The organism is Streptomyces sp. NPDC027189 (assembly GCF_055566975.1).
The window spans coordinates 27501-47419 of sequence record NZ_JBVHRI010000029.1; the positions used below are offsets into that span (position 1 = coordinate 27501).

Sequence of the window (19919 nt, forward strand, 5' to 3'; positions counted from 1 at the left end):
GCACTACTTGCGCGATAGTTCACGCATGTCCACGGATCCGCTCTCCGACGCCCTGGCCGTAGCCGATGCCCGGGGTGTGTTCTCCGGTGGCTTCACGGCCGGCGGGGACTGGGCCGTCCGGCTGCGCGGGCGTGACAAGCTGAAGGTCAATGCCCTGGTGCGGGGCAACTGCTGGCTGGTCCCCGAGGCGGGCGGGGAGCCCGTGGAGCTGACCGAGGGGGACCTCGTCCTCTCCGACGGCAGACGGTCGTACGTACTGTGCAGCGCCCCCGGTGTGGAGCCGCTGGACTCGCGGGAGGTCGCCGTGGATCCGGGCACCCGCATGGCACGGTTCGGCGAGGGCGAGGACGTCGTGTGCCTCTCGGGTCACATCGACCTCAGCCGGGACAGCGGCGACCTGCTGCGCCGGGCGCTGCCGGAGCTGATCCACCTGCGGGCCGACGCGGCCGAGGCGCCCGCGCTGCGCTGGCTGATCGGGCAACTGGCCGGCGAGATGACGGCGGACCGGGCCGGTTCCGTATTCGCCTCCGACCACCTCGCCCAGCTGATGTTCGTCCAGGTGCTGCGGGTCTGTCTCGCGGACGCCGATGGGCTGCCGCCCGGCTGGCTCCGTGCCCTCGCCGACGAACGGCTCGCCCCGGCCCTGCGCCTGATGCACGCCGACCCGGCGCACCCCTGGCAGCTGGAGGAGCTCGCCCGCGCCGCCTCGATGTCCCGGACCGCCTTTGCCGTGCGCTTCAGGGAGACGGCCGGGGTGCCGCCCCTGACGTATCTGCTCAACTGGCGCATGAGCCTGGCCGCCCGCGCCCTGAGGCAGGACACGGCCCCGGTCGCGGTGCTCGCGCGCTCGGTCGGCTACTCCTCCGAGAGTGCCTTCAGCAACGCCTTCAAGCGCACGACCGGTGTCGCGCCCAGGCGGTACCGGGACGCGGCTAGGAGCTGAGCCGCTCCTGAAGGTGGACGGTCACCGTGTCGCCCTCCTCCCTGCCGATGACCTTCCGCACGTCGGCCTTCACCGGCAGCTTGTGCGTGCCGTCGCCCAGGGCCATGAACGAGCTCTGGAAGGGGAGCCCGTCGATCGTGCCCCGCACTTTGACCAGCCCGCGGGTGCCGAAGAACTCGACGGAGTCGGGCCACACGATGTACGTCCACCCGCCCTTTTCCGGGCTCTTGCGCAGGACCGCGGTGAATCGCGCGTCCAGTTTTCCGGCCTCGGCCATGTCGTTTCCTCCGCTCGCGGTGCTCTGCTCGGGCCTTTCATTTCAAGAGACCACCGCGAGCGGGAAAACTCATCGGACGGGCCGAGCGTCACGCCCCGGCGGGCACCCGGTCCAGGAATCCGAGCACCTGCTTGATCCGGCCCTCGTCGTCCAGCGTGATCACGTCGAAACCGGCCACCGGCGCCGAGCCGTCCGCCTGGTTCACCAGTTCCCAGGAGAAGCGGGCAGTGTCGTGGTGCCCGTCCACCGCGCCCAGGGGGCGGAAGACGAAACCGGGGAACTGCTCGTGCGCCGCCGCGATCACGGCCGCGATCTGCTGGTGCCCGTGGACGTCGGCCAGCGGGTCGGTGTAGGTGCCCTCAGCGGTCCAGGCGGCAGCGACCGCCTTCGCCAGCGCGTCCTGCTCGCCCGCGTTCCAGGCCTCGAAGTAACGGGCGACGGCGGTTTCGTAACGGTCGTTGTTCGCGGACATGGTGAATCAGCCTCCATCGAGGTCGTACCTGCTGGTCAGGGGCCGAATCCCGGCGCGTGGTGCCCCGTTGGGATCCGGTGCGACCACCATGCCGGGCGCCTTCGGTGGCGTCGATTACCCCACGGGTAATGGCCCGGACGCGGGGCGTCGGCGCTGCCCGCCCCATTTCGGCCAAACCACGCTGTGAATATGCCAAGAGACTGGCTGGAATGGCATGGTGACAGAGTGTCAGGAGTGGCGATACTCAATTCCTAGGGCAATTCAGCCACGCCCGGACAGCAGCATCGTGCACAGCACATGAGCCGCGGGGAAAGCGAGGCCGGACCGGCAGCGAGCGACGCCAATGGGGGAGCGATCGTGCACGACGAATTCTTGTGCCATGTCACCGCGTATGGAATATGCGGTGGTCAGCGCGTCGGCGTACCCCTGGGGACGTATCGCGCGCCGACCCTTGCGCTGGCCCTGTGGTGGATGCGGGACCGTGCCGCGTGGATGGCCGAGCGGCTCGATCCGCAGCCCGACGACCCGACCTTTCCGCCGAACTCGATCGCGCCGGTGGCGGACACCGTCCCGGACGTGCCGAGCATGCTCCGCGCCTGGTGCGGCGATTCGGTCCAGCAGGAACTGGTGGCGGAGGAATTGGCCGCGGGAAAGCTCGTGCGGATCGCCACCAGCGACGACACCACCGAATACGAATTGCTCGCCGAATCCGTGGACGCGCTGCGCATGCAGCGGACCGCCGCCGTACTGGGCATTTCCGCCGCCTGACATCGACCGTCGTCCCGGTGGCGTCCTACCCAGGACCAGCGGCCCGGCGGCCCTACCACTCCCGGCGTAGTGATCAGGCGCACATGTGGACGAATAGCTAGAATTCTGGCATGCGAGAGCGGCCGGTCGCCTCGACTGCGCCCGAACTCGTCATCGAGACCGAGACGGGCTCCACGGTGATGAGCCCGGGCCGCGAATATCACGTCGGGCGGGATCCCTTGAGTGACGTAGTCCTCGACGACGTCCGGGTCTCGTGGCACCACGCCGTGCTCCGGCCCGGGGCCGATCACTGGACGCTCGAGGACGAGAACAGCAAGAACGGCACGTACGCCGACGGCCGGCGTGTCCACGAGTGGGGCGTGGGGGCGGGCAGCGTCATCCGCTTCGCCGACCCCGCCGACGGCCCGCGCGCCGTCCTCCTCGGGCTCCCGCCACCCGCCACGGAGCGCCCCTCCGCCGTCTCCGTGCCGGCCGCCACCGGCACCTTCCGGAAGCCTTCCGCCGTGCGGCCGCTACCGGCGCGCACCGTCCGCATCGGCCGCGGCGACGACAACGACCTGGTCGTCGACGAGCTGGTCGTCTCCCGCCGGCACGCCGAGCTGCACACCCGCCCGGACGGGACGTACGAGATCGCCGACCTCGGCAGCCACAACGGCACGTTCCTCAACGGCCGGCCCGTCGAGCGCGCTCCGGTCACGCCGGGTGACATCGTCGGCATCGGCCACTCCGCGTTCTGCCTCGTCGGCGACCAGTTGCAGGAGTACGTCGACACGGGCGAGGTCTCCCTGGATGTCCAGGACCTCACCGTCGAGGTGGACGGGGGCCGCAAGAAGCTCCTCGACCAGGTGTCCTTTCCCGTCGGCGAGAAATGCCTGCTCGCCGTCGTGGGCCCGAGCGGCGCAGGAAAGTCCACGCTCCTCAATGCCCTGACCGGGCAGCGCCCCGCCGACCGTGGCACCGTCCTCTACGACGGCCGCGATCTCTACCGCGACTACGCTGAACTGCGCCAGCGTATCGGCCTGGTCCCGCAGGACGACATCCTGCACACACAGCTCACCGTACGGCGGGCCCTCGGGTACGCCGCCGAGCTGCGCTTCCCGCAGGACACCGCGAAGGCGGAGCGGCACGCGCGGGTCGACGAGGTGATCGGCGAGCTGGGCCTTGAGCAGCGCGTCGCCCAGCCCATCCACAGCCTGTCCGGCGGCCAGCGCAAGCGGGTCAGCGTGGCCCTGGAACTGCTGACCAAGCCGTCGCTGCTGTTCCTCGACGAGCCGACCTCGGGTCTGGACCCCGGCATGGACCGCTCGGTGATGCACATGCTGCGCAACCTCGCCGACGACGGCCACACGGTCATCGTGGTCACCCACAGCGTGCTCAGCCTCGACGTCTGCGACCGGCTGCTCGTGCTCGCGCCCGGCGGCACGGTGGCCTACTACGGCCCGCCCGAAGACGCCCTCGCCTTCTTCGGTTACCGGCAGTGGCCCGAGGCGTTCGAGGCCTTCGAGCGGGACCAGGGCCGGGACTGGGCGGCGGAGTACCAGGAGTCGCCGTTCCACGACGAGTACATCGACAACTCCAGCGCCCAGCCGCATCTGCCACGGGCCGCCCGGGGCGCGATCGTCGCACCGCCGCCCAAGGCCCAGAGCTGGGGATCCCAGCTCGGCACTCTGGTCCGCCGCTACGCGGCCACGCTGGGCGCCGACCGGACCTTCCTCGCCGTCATGATCGCGCTCCCGTTCGTGATGGGCGCGATGGCCCGAGCGCTGGCCGGCAGCAAGCTGACCCAGGGGACGGCGATGAACGCGCTGCTCATCCTCTGCGTCGGCGGAGTCCTGACGGGCGCGGCCAACGCCGTGCGCGAACTGGTCAAGGAGCGGGTGATCTACCAGCGCGAGCGCGCGGTCGGCCTGTCCAGATCGGCGTACCTGATGTCCAAGGTCGTGGTCCTCGGCACCGTCAGCGTGCTGCAGGCGATCGTCCTCACTCTGGTCGCCCTGTTCGGCGTCGACCTCAACGCACCCCTCGGGGAAGGGGTCCTCCTGCCGCCGCTCGTGGAGATCTCGGTGGCCGTGGCCCTGCTCGCCTTCACCGCGATGATGCTAGGCCTCCTCGTCTCCGCACTGGTGCCCAAGGAGGAGGTCACCATGCCGCTGCTGGTGCTGCTGGCCATCGTCCAAGTGGTCTTCTGCGGCGCACTGTTGAACGTGAACGGTGTGCCCGGCATCGAGCAGCTGTCGTGGCTGGTGCCCTCGCGCTGGGCCCTGGGCGCGATGGCCGGGACCATCGGCCTGGCCCGGATCGTCCCCGGCGACCTCACGTCCTACCCGCTGTTCCGGCACTCGGCCGGCGTCTGGCTGCTCAACGTGTCGATGATGGTCGTGCTGTCCGTGGTCTTCGGATACGCCGTGAACCGACTGCTGCGGCGGTACGAACCCGCGGTCATGCGGAAGTAGGCGCCGATGACGACCCCCGACTTCCGCCCCACACATGTCGTCCCCAAGAACGGCCTGCCCGCCTGGGAGACCCCGGACTCGTCCCGGCCCACCGTTCCGCTCGACGGGCTGCTGCCGGTCCAGCTCGTCGACCGGTTCGGGGACTGGGGCCGGATCGTGTGCGCCAACGGCTGGTCGGCGTGGGTCGACGGCCGCCTCCTGATCGCCGTGCCGCAGGCCCCGCCCGCCGCGAGCAGCCCTCTCGCCCGCACCGCGGACCCGCGCCCGCTGCTCGCCCGGGTCGAGGAGGCGCTCACGAGCTACCGAAGCGCCGCCGAGGAACTCGCGGCCGGGCAGCTCGACGGGGAGTCGTTCCGCGACCGCACCCAGGGACAGCGGATCGGGGTGGTCGTCGACGGCGAGTCCCTCTGGCTGTACGACGGTGAGCACGAGCGGTGGGTGTACTGCGACGGGACCCGGCTGAGCACCTTCGCGACCGAGGGGGACCCGGCACCGGCGAGGCCGGAGCGGAGCGGGGAGGCGCCCAAGGGCCAGGGGCAGGCCAGGGGCGTACGAGAGCTGGCAACCGACGGCCGCGAACCCACCCGCCTCGTGACGTACGACGGGGACGACCAGGGTGACGGCTGATGGACGGGCACTCGGGTGGACTGGGGCGGCGGCTGATGGGCCGTGCGCGACACGATGGGGGTGACGGCTGATGGGCCGTGCGCGACACGATGGGGGTGACGGCTGATGGAGGGCTCCCGGCACGACACCAGTCTGTTCTCGGGGAATCCGTCCGATCTGATCGGCCGGACCATCGCGGGCTACCGGATCGAGGAGGAGATCGGCCGAGGCGGGATGGCCGTGGTCTACCGTGCCACGGACCTGCGTCTGGACCGCACCGTCGCCCTCAAGCTGCTCGCGCCGGGGCTCGCCCGCAACGACACCTTCCGCGGCCGCTTCACCTATGAGTCGCGAGTGGCCGCCGCGATCGAGCACCCGAACATCGTGCCCGTCTTCGAGGCGGGCGAGGCGGACGGTGTCCTGTACATCGCCATGCGGTTCGTCGTCGGGCGCGACCTGCGCAAACTGCTCGACAGCGCGGGGCCGCTGCCGGTCGCGGTGGCCGCCCGGATCGGCGTCCAGGTCGCCTCGGCGCTGGACGCGGCCCATGATCACGGCCTGGTGCACCGGGACGTGAAACCCGGCAACATCCTGGTGGCGCAGGGCACCGACAGCGACCACCCCGAGCACGTCTACCTTACGGACTTCGGCCTGACGAAGAAGTCGCTGTCGCTGACCGGGTTCACGAACGTCGGCGAGTTCGTCGGCACGCTCGACTACGTCGCACCTGAGCAGATCTCGGGGAAGCCGGTGGACGGCCGGTGCGACGTCTACAGCCTCGCCTGTGTCGTCTACGAGACGATGGCCGGTCATCCGCCGTTCCAGCGCGAGGACGACATGGCGTTGCTGTGGGCACACCAGTACGACCTGCCGCCGGCCCTGACCGTGCAGCGCCCCGATATCGCCGCTGACGTCGACGCCGTACTGGCGAAGGCGCTCGCGAAGAGCCCCGAGGACCGGTACGACTCGTGTCTCGCCTTCATGGCCGCGCTGCGAGCGGCGGCGCGAGGCGCCACGGGCGCGGGCAGGGAACCGGCTCCGGCCGACGCCGGAGCCGCGCATTCCGGTCCGCCACCGGAACCGCCGAGCTGGGCTCAGCCGGTCTTCCCGGGCTGAGCGGTCCCGGGGTAAGGGGTGCGTTCCCGGACCCGCTCGGCCGGACGCGTCGTCAATTCCTGTCGGGGGCAGCTGTCCTGACCTCGCCCTTCCGGTGGACGCGCCTCGCCAGCAGGCCGCCGAGGAACCCGGTGACCAGCCCCCACAACGCGGCGAACCCGAGCGCGGTCCACACCTGCGGCTTCAGGAAGAGTTCGCCCTGCAGGCCGCCGCCGATGTCGCCGATGCCGAGAATCGACAGGCCGTAGTGCGCCGAGATCCGGGCGACGAGACAGATCATCAGCACCGTGAGCACGAGTGCGACCGCCATGTGCACGGCGTGCTGCCAGGCCCGCATCCGAGCCGGTGAGCGGGCCGCCATCAGGAATGCGGCGGCGAGGATCAGCACAGCGTCGACAACCACCAGCCACCACACCCGGGCGTCGTGCTCGGCGAGGGTGTGGAGGTTGAGCGTGGAGACGTCCGGGGTGCGCAGCACCTCGTCGAGCAGATGCGGCATCGGCAGCCCGAAGGGCCCCTCGACCCGACCGTTCCAGGTGGCGCCCAACCCGATCGTGAGGCTGAGCCAGACGAGGTTCGGGAGCCCGAGGAGGATCAGGGCGAACGTCGCGGAGGCGTGCCCGCGGGCCGCCACCACCAGCCCGATGACCACGCCCAGCGCGACGTACGTGAGCAGCAGCGCGAGCATGGCGAAGGCGGCCGGACGCACCGACTCCTGGAACCGCAGCAGCCGCGCCGGGAGCGGCGCGCCGGGCGAGACCAGCAGGGCGAGGACGAGCACGGCCGCCAGCCACAGCACCCCGAAGCCGAGGGTTCGCGGCACGTCGGTCGTGAAGCCCACCGTGGGCGTGGCGCCGAACAGTTCGCCAATGTCGGAGATGGTCCCGTTCCCGAGGGAGATCTCGAAGTTCTGGCGGGCGAAGAGCGCGAGTCCGACCAGGGCCAGCACCCACAGGACGGCGAACCGGGCGGCCCACCCGGCCAGTTCGGCGGCGCCGGCGACGGCCCGGTGCCGCAGTGGCCGCAGGAAACCGGCCGCGATCACCAGGGCTCCGGCCAGCGTGACCGAGAGCGGAATCACGGTCAGGCCCGCCTGTGTCTCGGCGATGACTCCCGCGTCACCCGCGAACTCGACGGTGCCGCCGACCGCCGTCACGACGGTGGCAGCGACGACCCGCGGGTACGCGTTGTCGGGAAGGTCCGTGGCACCCGCCGCCCACAATCCGAGTGCGGCGACCACCCCCATGACGATCAGCCCAGCCAGCACGGCCACGATGGCCTGGACCCAGCCGTGGTGGGCGGCCGTCCGCTCACCGTTGCGGGCAACTGCCTGGTCGGACGGTGTTTGGGGGCGCACGCTGCCACGCTAAGCACTGCCGACGCGGTCCGCCCCTCGGGAGGTCCGACCGCGTCAGCTTGCGGGCAGTACCTGATCGGAGCACACAATGGGTTCGTTATGGAAGAAAGCGGCACAAGATGTGTCAAGTGCCGTGGGATCCCTACACCGGGAAGAAGAGCTCGTGAGCGTCGAACCGCCGCCCTCAGGCCGACCCACCGGACCGCCCTCGGGCCCCCTGTCGGGTCCGTCGCAGCCGAGCCAGTCCGGACCGACCCCGACCCAGCCGAGTGGCCGCCCACCCACGGAACCGCCGAGCGGTGCGGGCGGTGGCGGTGGCGGCGCGGGTGGCGGTGGTCCGGGCGAGCCGGGCGAGGGGCCGGAGCGGCACTGGTGGAACTCGGCGCCCCGCGTCGCGCTGATATCCGGTGCCGTGGCGGCCGCGGTGATCCTGGGTCTCGTCTTCAGCAACACCAACTCCGGCGGCGGGAAGAACACCGCCAGTGAGGTCTTCCTCCAGGCCGCGGGGACGACCGGCCCCGACCCCTACACCGAGTCGACGGCGAACGACAGTTCCGCGGCGCCCGAAACCCCCTCGGTGTCGACCGGATCGGAAGCCGCCAATGTGACGCGCGGCGTGGACGGTTCCGCGCCCGGCCTCTACAGCGGCACCCGCAATGTCTCCAGTTGCAATGTGGAGAAGCAGATCAGCTCCTTGCAGGCGGACCCGTCGAAGAACCGGGCGTTCGCCTCGGTGCAGGGCATCCAGCCGTCCGGGGTCCCGGCGTATCTGCGCTCGCTCACCCCCGTGCAGCTGCGCGTGGACACCCGCGTCACCAATCACGGCTATCGCAACGGCGCCTCCACCAGCTACCAGGCGGTCTTCCAGGCGGGTACCTCCGTCCTCGTCGACTCCCGAGGCGTGCCGCGCGTTCGGTGCGCATGCGGCAACCCCGTGGCGGAGCCGGTCCAGCAGAAGACCACGCCCAAGCCGACCGGCGACTCGTGGCCGGCGTACCGGGCGCAGAACGTCGTGGTCGTCGCTCCCTCGGTCACGGTCATCAACGTGTTCGTCATCTTCGACCCCCACAACGACGAGTGGATCGCCCGGAGCAGGGGTGACAACGTCCACCACGATCACAAGACGCGTCCGCCGACGCGTCTGCCCTTCCCGTCGGTGAGCGTCTCGTCCCCGAAACCGAGTTCGCCGTCGCCGTGCGTCTCTTCGCCGGATGGCGCGAGCAAGTGCCCCCCGACCTCACCGTCGTCGAGCCACTCGTCGGCTTCGCCGTCCTCGAAGTCCCCGTCGCCCGAGTCCTCGTCGCCTTCGTCGACCTCCAAGTCCCCCTCGTCCGAGTCCTCGTCGCCTTCGTCGAGCTCCTCGCCGGCTTCGCCGTCCAGCGAGTTCCCGTCCAGCGAATCCCCGTCCACGGAGGCTCCGTCGCCGACGTCCACGTCGGCGCCGGCGTCCGGCTCCGCGTCCGCGCGGACGGAGTCCGCGCCGGAGCCCTCCGCCGCCCCCTCCTCCCCGCCCAACAGCGCCCCGGAACCGCCCGCGGAATCGAAGGGCCCCGAGAATTCCCAGGGCCCTGAGCAGTCATAGGCCCAGTGAGGACGACCGCCGAAGCCGCACCACCGGTCTTTGGGGCGACGGTTCGTGGCCGACAACGCCGACCTGGGCGTCACCGGCACGAACGACGACGAGCCCGTCTCTTGGGAGCGCCGACGGCGCGTCGCGATCTCGCCAGGGACCGGCCGGCTGTCGCGCCGCCCCCACCGGGATTCCACCGAGAGCGGAACGTCGATCCCGTCCCGCGCAGTTCAGCGCTTCTAGGCTGAAGGGGTGAGCAACCAAGCGCCGAACGAAGCCCGCGTCATCCCTCTGCGCCCGGCGGCCACGCCGCGTCCGGCCCCGGCCTCCGCCGACGCCCCGGCACGAGGGCCTCAGCTGCCCCGGCCGGTCCTCGCGCCCAGGCAGACGCCACCGGCCCCCGGGAGCAAGGAGCCCCTGTGGCGCGACCTCGTGGGCGACGTTCTGCGACGGGAGCGCCTCGCCCAGGAGCGCACACTCAAGGACGTGGCCGACGCGGCCCGGATCTCGATGCCGTACCTCTCCGAGCTGGAGCGCGGCCGCAAGGAGGCTTCCTCCGAAGTCCTCGCGGCCGCCGCTCGCGCCCTCGGTCTCGGCCTCACCGACCTGCTGTCGCTGGCCCAGGACGAGCTCACCCGGCTCGCCCGGCCCGGAGTGGGCCGGGGGCGCACCATGTCGACGACCTCGACGAGCCCGACCACAACGACCTCCCGGTACGACGGCATGTGCCTGGCCGCCTGACCGGCCCGCGGTGGTCCGACGCACGTCGCGCGGCCCTGGGTGTCAGACCACCGCGAGCCGTCGGCTCAGCACGTCGTCGGCGAGCCCGTACGCCACGGCCTCCTGTGCGGTGAAGACCTTGTCGCGATCCATGTCAGCGCGGAGCGTCGCGATGTCGTGGTGCGTGTGCCGGGAGAGCACCTCCTCGACCTGGGAGCGGATGCGGAGCATCTCCTTGGCCTGCAGCGTCAGGTCCGAAACCGTGCCCTGCCGTCCGCCGCTCGCCGGCTGGCCGAGCAGCACGCGCGCGTGCTCCAGCACGAACCGCCGCCCGGGATCGCCCCCGGCCAGCAGCACCGCCGCCGTCGAGGCCGCCTGCCCGACGCAGAACGTCGAGATCGGCGCCTGGACGAACGTCATCGTGTCGTAGATCGCCATGAGCGAAGTGAACGAGCCACCCGGCGAGTTGATGTAGATCGCGATCTCGCTCTCCGGGCTCGACGACTCCAGATGGAGGAGTTGCGCGATGACGACGTTCGCCACTCCGTCGTCGATCTCCGTGCCGAGAAAGATGATCCGCTCGGACAGCAGCCGGCTGAAGACGTCGTACGACCGCTCGCCCTGCGGGGTCCGCTCGACGACGTTCGGAATCGTGTATGTACCCATCTCAGAGCCCCATCCGTCGCCGTGACGCGGCCGGGCGGACGTCGTCGAGCGACTCCACGACCCGGTCCACCATGCCGTACTCTTTGGCCTGTTCGGCCGTGAACCAGCGGTCCCGGTCGCCGTCCCGGGAGATCGTCTCCTCGCTCTGGCCGGTGTGCTCGGCGGTGATCCGCTCGATGGCCTTCTTCGTGAACTCCAGGTTCTGCGCCTGGATTTCGATGTCCGCGGTGGTGCCGCCGATGCCGGCCGACGGCTGGTGCATCATGATCCGCGCGTTCGGCAGCGCGAAACGCTTTCCGTGCGTGCCCACACTGAGCAGGAACTGGCCCATGCTCGCCGCGAATCCCATGGCGAGCGTCGAGACGTCGTTCGGGATCAGCCGCATCGTGTCGTAGATCGCGAGGCCCGCGGTCACCGATCCGCCCGGACTGTTGATGTACAGGCTGATGTCGGTTCGCGCGTCCTCCGCCGACAGCAGGAGCAGTTGTGCGCACACCCGGTTGGCGGAGACCTCGTCGACCTGCGTGCCGAGGAAGACGATCCGCTGCGCGAGCAGCTGCGCGGCCAGATGGTCGTCGAAGCGTGAGGGAGGGGTGTCGCCTTCCTCGGCCCGTGGCGCGCGGGCCGGGTCCCAGCCGGTGATGAGTGGAGTCATCGTTCCTCCTTGTCGTGACGCGGCTGTCGTCGCCGCGCTCTCCACTCTCGGCCCGATCGTGCCCGTGGATCAGTTTTCTCTGCCCGCGGCAGATTCGCCGAGGGCAGAGGACGCATGCGCATGGCTCGCCCCGGTCACCCCACCGATCTGTTCGAATGCGGTATGAGCATCTTCGTACGCGCACGATTCGACGCCCACGACCAACGGCAGGCGGAGTTCGAGGAGTTGGCACTCGCCCTGCAGCAGCAGGTGAAGGACGAGCCGGGGACTCTCACCTACCGCTGGTTCTCCGCCGGTGCCGGTAGCTATCTGGTCATCGAGGAGTACACCGATGACGAGGCGGTCGCCGTCCACCAGGATCGCGCGGCGGAACTGCTGGACCGGGCAGGGCAGTTCGCGGACCTGAGGTACGCGGAGATCTACGGCACCGTCGGACCCGAAATCCGCGCATGGGCCCAGGCCCGTCCCCAGGTGACCGTGTTCCCGGACTTCCCCGATCGCGGCGGTACTGACAGGTGAAGCGCACGCCCGGGCATGGCCCGCGCGCCCTCACCGGCGGGTACGTGACCGGGCCTCGCGCGGCGGGTTGATGAACTGCAGTTCCAGAGTGACCGGAGGTTCGGCGATGCCCGGTCCTCCGGCCTCCGCCCAGCGCAGCACCTCGTCCGTGCAGTCGTCGTCCATGGCGAACCCGATCCAGGTGGCCCGGCCACCGGCCCGGCGCCCGGCACCGGACGGCTGCACGACGAGGACGTTGGCCTGGTCGCACGGGCCGAGACAGTCGGTCGTCCGCACGACGAAGCGGCCACCGGACGCGTCGGCACCGGCTCGCAGGCGCTCCAACTGCCAGGCGTGGTCCGTGCCTGGGTGCTTGCGCGGATCGCCGCAGCAGCAGCCCCGGCAGACGACCACGGTGCAGGGCCGGGAACCGGCGGCGCCGATCGCGGTCGTGCGAAAGCTCTGAGGCGTGGCGCCGGTCACGGGGATGCGGGTCCTTTCACACGGGGCGCCGTTCGCCGGAGTACGGAGTTCTCACGGACGGCGTGGATCATCACCGTACGAGACGCCTCGCGGGCGGCGTTGATCGCCCCCGCCGGTGCTCTCAGCCGGCGGTGCGAAGCTCCCGGAAGAAGGCCCGCACATCCGCGGTCAGCAGATCCGGCTCTTCCATCGCCGCGAAGTGGCCGCCCCGGTCGGATTCTGTCCACCGGACGATGTTGTCGGTGCGTTCGGCGATGTGCCGGAGCAGTACGAAATTCTCTCGGGGAAAGACGGCGAGGGCGGTCGGGGTGGTCGACGGCTCGGGCGGCTTGCCCCAATACTCCGTGTGGGCCCGCTCGTAGTAGATGCGGCCGGACGAACCGGCCGTGCCGGTCAGCCAGTACAGCATCACGTTGGTGAGCAGCAGATCCCGGTCGACGGCGTCCTCGGGGCGGTCTCGCGCATCCGTCCACTGCTTGAACTTCTCGGCGATCCAGGCGAGTTGGCCGAACGGTGAGTCGGTCAGGCCATACGCGAGGGTCTGCGGCCGGGTCGACTGGATGTCGGCGTACCCCTGCTCGTCGCGGCTCCACTCCTGGCCCCGCCGCCACGAATCCAGCGTGCGCTCACGCTCTTCTGGGTTCAACGCGGCCAGTTCCTCGGGGGTAGGTTCGGTGGTTGCGTAGGAACCGGGCAGCAGATTCAGATGGACGCCGATGACGCGCTCGGGATGGGTCCGGCCCAACTCACGTGAGACGGCCCCGCCCCAGTCCCCGCCCTGCACGCCGTAGCGCCGATAACCGAGACGGTCCATCAGCGCGGCGAACGCGGCGGCCACCCGGGTGAATTCCCAGCCGGTGTCCCGCGTCGGCCCGGAGAGCCCGAATCCGGGAATGCTCGGCACGACCAGATGAAATGCGTCCGACGGGTCGCCGCCGTGGGCGCGGGGATCAGTCAACGGCCCCACGACGTGGGTGAATTCGACGATCGAGCCGGGCCAGCCGTGCGTGACGAGCAGCGGAGTCGCATCCGGTTCCGGCGACCTGATGTGCGCGAAATGAACGCGCGCGCCGTCGATCCCGGTCGTGAACTGCGGCCATTCGTTGAGCCGCGCCTCCGCGGCACGCCAGTCGTACTCGTGCCGCCAAAACCGTACGAGATCCTGCAGGTAATCCCGCGGAATTCCGTACGCCCAGCCCACTCCCGGAAGTTCGTCGGGCCAGCGGGTGCGGTCGAGGCGCTGATGGAGGTCGTCCAGGTCGCTCTGGGGAAAGTCGATACGGAAGGGATGGATGCCCTGGGTGGTGTCCGTGGAGGTCATATACGAGGATGCTGACTCCGCGCGGTACCGCGGCCGCAGTGAATTTCCGGCGCCCGGCGGGCGCGCGTCCGGAGCCGTGGGCAGGACATTACCCACTGGTAGATGCCGCGGAAACGGCACACCCCAGAGGTGGGACCCAGACGGTGCGCGCGCCACCGATGAGTTTTCCGAAGAGGATCGGTCGACAGAGGTGACGACGTTTCCCGCCCGAGGAGGTACGCATGCCCGCCGACGGATTCACCACGTGTCTGTGGTTCGACGGCCAGGCCGAAGAGGCCGCGCACTACTACGTCTCGATCTTCAAGAACTCCAAGCTCGGCAGGATCGGCCGCTACACGGAATCCGGGCCCGGACCCGCCGGGTCCGTCCTGGCCGCCGAGTTCGTGGCCAACGGACAGAAGTTCGTCGCCCTGAACGGAGGCCCCCAGTTCACGTTCGACGAGGCCATCTCGTTCCAGATCCACTGCGACGACCAGGAAGAGGTGGACCACTACTGGAACAAGTTCATCGAGGACGGCGGCGAGGCAGGCCCCTGCGGCTGGCTCAAGGACAAGTACGGCCTGTCCTGGCAGGTCGTCCCGAGCAGGCTCATCGACCTGATCAGTGACCCGGACCCGGAGAAGGCGGCCCGCACGACCCAGGCGATGTTCCAGATGTCCAAGCTGGACATCACGGAGCTGGAGAGGGTGCACGCGGGCGAATAACGGGTTGACCGGGCGGGCCGCACCCCACGAGCTGTACGTGGCCTGTGGCCCGTCCTCGCCGCCGACCGCACCAAGCAGCCCACCGAGGTGCGCCGCCGATGCGACTACGCAGACGCGGGCGACCTGGACCCGGACCAGCGTTCGCCCACGACCAGGACGAGCGGAGCTAGCGCTCGTGCGTGGCGATCGTCCGGGTGATCTCCCGGGTGATGCGCACGATCCCCGGCGAGCGGACCGGGCAGGGCTTCGGCGTGGACGTGGTGGGCGCCAGGCAGAAGTGCAGATAGTCGTCGTCGCGATGCAGGGCGGTGCGGTCGCGGCCCGGCTGGGTGCAGTACGCGGAATGGTCGTGTTCGTACCCGGTGCACGGCAGGTACTGCGCCCAGGTGTAGCGGGCCGACGCGGGGCTCACGGTCCGGCCGGCGTCGGCGACGAGGTCGCCGGAGGTGTGGGCGTGCTTCTCGTACAGCGCGTTCACCCGCCGGACCCGGTCGGGCGTGATCGGGTCCGGCCCTTGCAGCACCCACACGACCTTCGGAGGCCGGGCGCCTCCCGCCCGTGCGATCTGATCGGTCAGCCGCTCCGCGTCCGCCGAGTAGCGGGAGAAGTAGGTGTCCCGGTTCGCGGCGTACGTGATCCCGTCCATGCAGGGCGTGTAGCCCCAGGAGTTGCCCCAGAACTGGAGCACCACGTAGTCGGGCCGCAGCGAGCGCACCAGCGCGGCCGCCTTGTCCGCGGTCGGCACGAGCGACCTCTCGCCGGTCCCTTCCAAGTAGTCGCACAGGGTTGTCCCGGAGTATGGGGCGCTCGTGTAGTGCGCGTGCAACTCGTCCCGCAGGGACTGCCCGAGGACCTTCTGGTTCTCCATGGCGAGCGAGTCCCCGAGATACAGCACGGTGGGCGCCTTCGCCGCGGTAGTGGGCGAGGCGGCCGGCCGCTGACGCGTGGTCGAGGACGGTGACCGGGCGGCACCGGGCTCCGCCGGGGTGGGCGGAGCCGCCTCAGGTCCCGACGCCGGATCCCCGCAGCCGCCGAGCAGCAGCCCGGCCAGCAGCACCCCCACGATCCACGGCCTTCGCATGACGCAACTCCCGCCCCACCCACCGAAAGGGTTCCCCAGGCAAGCACAGCCCGGCACAAGGGGGAAGACATCCGTCGGCCATGGGGCGATGCTCACTCCTGATCGGAGCCGCCCGCCCGCCAGGAGTTCCAGCAGATCCGCGAGGGGCAGCGGAGTGGCCAGGCGGGCGTCGAACCCCGCCGCCCGGGACTGCCCATGGTCGGCGCCCTGGCTGAATCCGGAGACCGCGATGAGGCGCAGCCTGTCGCCGTACGGGCGGGAGCGCACCTCGCGAGCGACCGCGTGGCCGTCGCTGTCCGGCACCCCAGGTCGCCCAGGACGGCGGCATCGCCCTGGCCGCCGTCGTCCGCGTGCACCCGTGGCTGGACTCGGTCGCGGACCTGCCCGCCCGGTGGTACATCGGGGACCCGCGCCCCACGACTTTCATCGACAGCACCGGCCTGGGTATGGTGCCGCGCTTCCGTGAGCGGGTCACGCGTGTCGACATGGACCCCGGTCTGCTCTGTACGCGCCGCGTCCACCCGCTGCCGCGCGCGCACGGCACGTGGGAGGTGCTCCGCCCCGCGGCGACACTGGGCGAAGTCCTCGCCGTGCGGAGCCGGCGCAGCGCCTGCTGACCGGCGTCACGCCGGGTGCCGAGGGCGGATGCGAGCGGCCATCACCGCCACATCGTCCTCCGCGTGACGGGCGTCGAGCTTGAGGAGCACCTCGTCGAGCTGCGCTTCGACAGCCGCCCCCGGCGGCAGGCGCAGCCCGGCCAGCCGGGCGAGCGACTCGTCGATGTCCTCGCTGCGCCGCTCCACCAGACCGTCGGTGAACATCAGCAGGGTGTCGTCGGGTCCGAGCGCACGGGTGGCCTGCTCGTAGCCGCCGATCCCGGTGCCCAGCGGAGGACCGACCGGCAGCTCCAGCAATTCGCCGGTACCGTCCCCGGCGAAGACCACCGGAGGCAGGTGCCCGGCCGCGGCGATCGCCGCCGTACCGCGTGCGGGGTCGACCTGGACGAGCAGACAGGTGGCCGGACGCCGGGTGCCGTCCTCGGCGACGGCGGCGTCCAGGCGGCGCAGCACCCGGTGCGGTGGCAGATCCGTGGAGGCGACATAGCGCAGCATCGAGCGGTACGCGTTCATGTCCACCGCCGCGTCCAGACCGTGCCCCATGACGTCGCCCACGACCAGCAGGGTGCGCCCGAAGTGCAGCCGTACGGTCTCGAACCAGTCCCCGCCCACCAGCGTGCTGCCCCCGGCCGGCAGATAGCGGGTGGCCAGATCGAGGTTCGGATGCGGTCGGCCCGGCTCGGCCAGCAGCGCCCGCTGGAGGCTGAGGACCGTACTGCGCATGGCGCTGTGCTGGCGCGAATGCCCGACGTGGACGGCCGCGAGGCGGGCCGCGTAGTGCGTGCCGGTGGTCTCCGTGTCGGTGAACGCCGGCCCTTGCCGGACGGCCAGCAGCACCCCGAACAGGCGCCCGTGCGCGAGCAGCGGCACGGTCATGACCCGGCGCGGGACCAGCCCGGACAGATCGATCGAGGCGGTGATCGGATGCCCCTCGTCCAGCGCCCGGACGGACAGCGGCCGCGCGCCGTGCGGCGTCCACGGGGTCAGCAGATCGCTGCTGCCCGCCACGGCGACACGGGAGAGGTCCGGGTCGTGCGACTGCTGGGCGGCCGGGACGTCCGCGGGCAGCAGATCCACCGCCGCGGCGTCGCAGAAGTGCCGGCACACGAATGAAGCGAGCTCGGTACACGTGGTCCGCTCGTCCAACGTGGTGCCGATCGACTCGACGGCGTCGTCCATCGCAGCGAACGGCGTCCGCATGCCCTCGGAGTCCTCACCGCCTCGGCCCGCCATGCCACCTCCACCGCCGCACGCGCCTGGATCCATCCACGCACGCGAGCGGCGGACCCGCATGCTCAGTGCCGCGGCGCGCGGTCGTTCACCAGTACGGCCGCCCCGTCGAAACGGCCTGCCTGGAGGTCCTTGAGGGCTTGCTGCGCCTCGGACAGCGGGTATGGGTGCGTTGTCGCGCGCACGCCGTGCCGGGCCGCGAGCGCCAGGAAGTTCCGTCCGTCCTCGCGCGTGTTGGAGGTGACGCTGCGCAGCTCCTTCTCGTAGAACAGCTCGCGCTCGTAGCGCAGCGGCGGGGTGTCGCTGAGGTGGATCCCCGCGACCGACAGGACCCCGCCCCGGTCGAGCGCCCGCAGCGCGACCGGGACCAGGTCACCGACCGGCGCGAACAGGATCGCGCTGTCCAGCGGCTCCGGGGGCTCGTCGTACGCCCCGCGGGCGGACGCGGCGCCGAGGTCGAGCGCCAGTCGCCGCGCGGCCGGGTCGCGGGTCAGTACGTGCACGGTGGCGCCCTGCGCGACGGCGAGCTGCGCGCACAGGTGGGCGCTGCCGCCGAAGCCGTACAGCCCGAGCCGCCCGCCGGGCGGCAGCGAGGCCCTCAGCAGCGCGCGGTAGCCGATGATGCCCGCGCACAGCAGCGGTGCCAGGGCGATGTCGTCCACGTCGTCGGGCAGCCGGTAAGCGTAGGCGGCCGGGACGGTCGTGTACTCCGCGTAGCCGCCGTCGGCGTCCCAGCCGGTGTATTCGGACGCCGGGCAGAGATTCTCCGAGCCGCGCACGCAGTACCCGCACGTGCCGTCCGTGCGGCGCAGCCAGGCGACGCCCACGCGGTCACCGTGGGCGAAGCCGCTCACGTCGTCGCCGGTCCCCGCGACCACGCCGACGACCTCGTGCCCCGGCGTCACCCCAGGCCGGCGCACGGGCAGGTCGCCCTCGGCGACATGCAGATCGGTACGGCACACCCCGCAGGCGCGGACGTGCACGAGGAGCTCGTCGCGCCCCGGCGTCGGCACCGGCTTCTCGACGAAGCGCAGCGGATCCCCGTCGATCGGCCCGGGCCGGGCCACTTCCCACGCGCGCATCATCCAGTGCCCCGTCCTGTCGACGACCACCTGTGCTCGCTCTCCAGTGTCGTGCAGGCCGCCCCGCTCGGCGCGCGGCCCGGGAGAAGCCTGGCTAGCGTGACACGCGCAACCGTTCATTGAACCGGAGAAGGTCGCCATGGCCGTACAGCCTGAAGGAACGCCCTGTTGGGCGGACGCGATGTTCAGTGATGTCGAGGGGGCCAAGAGTTTCTACGGTGACGTACTGGGCTGGACGTTCGGCGAATCGTCCTCCGAGTACGGCAACTACACACAGGCGTACGCGAACGGCAAGGCGGTGGCCGCCGTCGTCCCGCCGATGCCCGGGCAGGAGGGCCAGTCCGCCTGGTGCCTGTACTTGGCCGCGTCCGATGCCGCGGCGACCGCCACGAAGATCAAGGACAACGGCGGTGAGGTGCTGATGGAGCCGATGCAGGTCGGCGAGTTCGGCACCATGGCGCTGGCCCGCGACCCCAGCGGCGCCGTCTTCGGCGTCTGGCAGGCGGGCACCCACGAGGGCTTCGAGGCGACGGCCGTGCCCGGGGCGTATGCCTGGGCCGAGGTCTTCACCCGCGAGCCCGAGAAGTCCGACGCGTTCTTCCCCGCCGTCTTCCCGTTCACTGCCAAGCAGGTCGAGGACGACGCCGTCGATTTCAGGATCTTCAGCCTGGGCGAGAACGCGGTCCTGGGCCGGATGAAGATGACGGACGACTTCCCGCCCGAGGTACCGCCCTACGTCAACGTGTACTTCACCGTCGAGAACTGCGACGCGGCGGTGGCGAAGGCGACGGAGCGCGGCGGCATCCTGCGCTTCGGGCCCATGGACAGCCCGTTCGGCCGGTTCGCGGCACTGAGCGATCCGCAGGGCGCGTCGTTCTCCGTCATCGACATGACGACGACCCAGGGGGACATGCCGAAGATGACCGACGTGCCCTGAGGCATTCCCTCGCGAGAGCAACCGCGTTGATGCCGGTACTCGTCCCTTCTTGTGGCCGTGGCACCCAAGGGTGGCCGGATCCCCCGCAAGGACGGCGAGCGAAAGAGACCGCATGCTTCGCATTCACTTCACCTCGCACGATCTGCAGAACATTCGCGTGGCCCGGCAACCCGATCCGCTGTGGGAACTGATCTGCAGCGTCTGCCGGTTGGAAACCGGGCAGGGACCGCTCGACTTCGGCAACTGGCGGCGGGGGGGGGGGGGGGGGGGGTCTTTTTCTCCCCCTGCCTTCTCCCCCGTTCTGGGACCCTCCCCCCCCACCCCAACCCCACAAAAAACAAAAAAAACAAACCAGAAGGTGAG

General features: G+C 70.7%; 22 protein-coding genes and 1 pseudogene. 13 read left to right on the forward strand and 10 right to left on the reverse strand.

The features are described from left to right. The first annotated feature begins 25 nt into the window (after positions 1-25). Positions 26-943, forward strand: a complete 918-nt coding sequence (locus tag ACZ4RZ_RS41765) for an AraC family transcriptional regulator (protein ID WP_467752787.1) — start codon at positions 26-28, stop codon at positions 941-943. On the opposite strand, the gene ACZ4RZ_RS41770 is transcribed toward ACZ4RZ_RS41765, so the two are convergent. Beyond that, positions 933-1220 (reverse strand): DUF1905 domain-containing protein, encoded by a 288-nt coding sequence (locus ACZ4RZ_RS41770; RefSeq protein WP_467752788.1) that lies wholly within the window; start codon positions 1218-1220, stop codon positions 933-935. The two genes, ACZ4RZ_RS41765 and ACZ4RZ_RS41770, sit on opposite strands and share 11 nt — an antisense overlap. A gap of 88 nt (positions 1221-1308) precedes the next feature. Beyond that, positions 1309-1692 (reverse strand): nuclear transport factor 2 family protein, encoded by a 384-nt coding sequence (locus tag ACZ4RZ_RS41775; protein ID WP_467752789.1) that lies wholly within the window; start codon positions 1690-1692, stop codon positions 1309-1311. Positions 1693-2049: 357 nt separating this feature from the next. On the opposite strand from ACZ4RZ_RS41775, the gene ACZ4RZ_RS41780 reads away from it, so the two are divergent. The 4 genes from ACZ4RZ_RS41780 to ACZ4RZ_RS41795 all read left to right on the forward strand — a co-directional run bounded on the left by ACZ4RZ_RS41780 (position 2050) and on the right by ACZ4RZ_RS41795 (position 6635). Beyond that, positions 2050-2460: a hypothetical protein gene (locus ACZ4RZ_RS41780; RefSeq protein ID WP_369243990.1), complete on the forward strand. Its 411-nt coding sequence runs from the start codon at positions 2050-2052 to the stop codon at positions 2458-2460. A 110-nt stretch (positions 2461-2570) separates the two neighbouring features. Beyond that, the gene (locus tag ACZ4RZ_RS41785; RefSeq protein ID WP_467752790.1) at positions 2571-4913 is read left to right on the forward strand and encodes an ABC transporter ATP-binding protein/permease; all 2343 of its coding nucleotides are present in this window, start codon (positions 2571-2573) and stop codon (positions 4911-4913) included. A 6-nt stretch (positions 4914-4919) separates the two neighbouring features. Continuing rightward, a complete protein-coding gene (locus ACZ4RZ_RS41790; protein ID WP_467752791.1) occupies positions 4920-5540 on the forward strand; it encodes a hypothetical protein in 621 nt (206 codons plus the stop codon). Positions 5541-5645: 105 nt separating this feature from the next. Next, complete coding sequence (locus ACZ4RZ_RS41795) at positions 5646-6635, forward strand: serine/threonine-protein kinase (protein WP_467752792.1); 990 nt, start codon at positions 5646-5648, stop codon at positions 6633-6635. Between the two features lie 52 nt (positions 6636-6687). On the opposite strand, the gene ACZ4RZ_RS41800 is transcribed toward ACZ4RZ_RS41795, so the two are convergent. Then, positions 6688-7992, reverse strand: coding sequence for a streptophobe family protein (locus tag ACZ4RZ_RS41800; protein WP_467752793.1), 1305 nt, complete (start codon positions 7990-7992; stop codon positions 6688-6690). Between the two features lie 163 nt (positions 7993-8155). Between ACZ4RZ_RS41800 and ACZ4RZ_RS41805 the strand changes: the two genes are divergently transcribed. From ACZ4RZ_RS41805 to ACZ4RZ_RS41815, 3 genes are read left to right on the forward strand one after another with little or no spacing between them, the layout of a single operon-like run. After that, positions 8156-9574 (forward strand): DUF6777 domain-containing protein, encoded by a 1419-nt coding sequence (locus tag ACZ4RZ_RS41805; RefSeq protein ID WP_467752794.1) that lies wholly within the window; start codon positions 8156-8158, stop codon positions 9572-9574. Positions 9575-9628: 54 nt separating this feature from the next. Next, entirely contained in the window at positions 9629-9805 is a 177-nt protein-coding gene (locus ACZ4RZ_RS41810) for a hypothetical protein (RefSeq protein WP_467752795.1), read from the forward strand. A gap of 9 nt (positions 9806-9814) precedes the next feature. Then, the gene (locus tag ACZ4RZ_RS41815; protein WP_467752796.1) at positions 9815-10303 is read left to right on the forward strand and encodes a helix-turn-helix domain-containing protein; all 489 of its coding nucleotides are present in this window, start codon (positions 9815-9817) and stop codon (positions 10301-10303) included. A gap of 42 nt (positions 10304-10345) precedes the next feature. Here ACZ4RZ_RS41815 and ACZ4RZ_RS41820 read toward each other — a convergent pair whose 3' ends face one another. Together ACZ4RZ_RS41820 and ACZ4RZ_RS41825 are read right to left on the reverse strand one after the other, a co-directional pair. Further along, the gene (locus ACZ4RZ_RS41820; RefSeq protein ID WP_189191352.1) at positions 10346-10948 is read right to left on the reverse strand and encodes a ClpP family protease; all 603 of its coding nucleotides are present in this window, start codon (positions 10946-10948) and stop codon (positions 10346-10348) included. 1 nt (position 10949) lies between these two features. Further along, positions 10950-11603: an ATP-dependent Clp protease proteolytic subunit gene (locus ACZ4RZ_RS41825; RefSeq protein WP_362019592.1), complete on the reverse strand. Its 654-nt coding sequence runs from the start codon at positions 11601-11603 to the stop codon at positions 10950-10952. Positions 11604-11723: 120 nt separating this feature from the next. On the opposite strand from ACZ4RZ_RS41825, the gene ACZ4RZ_RS41830 reads away from it, so the two are divergent. After that, positions 11724-12122: a putative quinol monooxygenase gene (locus tag ACZ4RZ_RS41830; RefSeq protein ID WP_467752797.1), complete on the forward strand. Its 399-nt coding sequence runs from the start codon at positions 11724-11726 to the stop codon at positions 12120-12122. Between the two features lie 30 nt (positions 12123-12152). On the opposite strand, the gene ACZ4RZ_RS41835 is transcribed toward ACZ4RZ_RS41830, so the two are convergent. After that, positions 12153-12584, reverse strand: a complete 432-nt coding sequence (locus tag ACZ4RZ_RS41835) for a (2Fe-2S) ferredoxin domain-containing protein (protein WP_467752798.1) — start codon at positions 12582-12584, stop codon at positions 12153-12155. Between the two features lie 121 nt (positions 12585-12705). Continuing rightward, positions 12706-13905 (reverse strand): epoxide hydrolase family protein, encoded by a 1200-nt coding sequence (locus ACZ4RZ_RS41840; RefSeq protein ID WP_467752799.1) that lies wholly within the window; start codon positions 13903-13905, stop codon positions 12706-12708. A 221-nt stretch (positions 13906-14126) separates the two neighbouring features. Between ACZ4RZ_RS41840 and ACZ4RZ_RS41845 the strand changes: the two genes are divergently transcribed. Continuing rightward, on the forward strand, positions 14127-14609 hold the full coding sequence (locus ACZ4RZ_RS41845) for a VOC family protein (RefSeq protein ID WP_467752800.1): 483 nt from the start codon (positions 14127-14129) through the stop codon (positions 14607-14609). A gap of 166 nt (positions 14610-14775) precedes the next feature. Here ACZ4RZ_RS41845 and ACZ4RZ_RS41850 read toward each other — a convergent pair whose 3' ends face one another. Then, entirely contained in the window at positions 14776-15690 is a 915-nt protein-coding gene (locus ACZ4RZ_RS41850) for an SGNH/GDSL hydrolase family protein (RefSeq protein ID WP_467752855.1), read from the reverse strand. A gap of 350 nt (positions 15691-16040) precedes the next feature. On the opposite strand from ACZ4RZ_RS41850, the gene ACZ4RZ_RS41855 reads away from it, so the two are divergent. Further along, the gene (locus ACZ4RZ_RS41855) at positions 16041-16307 is read left to right on the forward strand and encodes a hypothetical protein (protein WP_467752801.1); all 267 of its coding nucleotides are present in this window, start codon (positions 16041-16043) and stop codon (positions 16305-16307) included. Positions 16308-16313: 6 nt separating this feature from the next. On the opposite strand, the gene ACZ4RZ_RS41860 is transcribed toward ACZ4RZ_RS41855, so the two are convergent. Then, positions 16314-17540, reverse strand: a complete 1227-nt coding sequence (locus ACZ4RZ_RS41860; RefSeq protein ID WP_467752802.1) for a PP2C family protein-serine/threonine phosphatase — start codon at positions 17538-17540, stop codon at positions 16314-16316. A 62-nt stretch (positions 17541-17602) separates the two neighbouring features. Continuing rightward, positions 17603-18619: a zinc-binding alcohol dehydrogenase family protein gene (locus tag ACZ4RZ_RS41865; protein ID WP_467752856.1), complete on the reverse strand. Its 1017-nt coding sequence runs from the start codon at positions 18617-18619 to the stop codon at positions 17603-17605. Positions 18620-18758: 139 nt separating this feature from the next. On the opposite strand from ACZ4RZ_RS41865, the gene ACZ4RZ_RS41870 reads away from it, so the two are divergent. Continuing rightward, positions 18759-19556 (forward strand): VOC family protein, encoded by a 798-nt coding sequence (locus ACZ4RZ_RS41870; protein ID WP_467752803.1) that lies wholly within the window; start codon positions 18759-18761, stop codon positions 19554-19556. Between the two features lie 112 nt (positions 19557-19668). After that, positions 19669-19919 (forward strand): annotated as a pseudogene (locus ACZ4RZ_RS41875) (hypothetical protein); the annotation flags it as partial.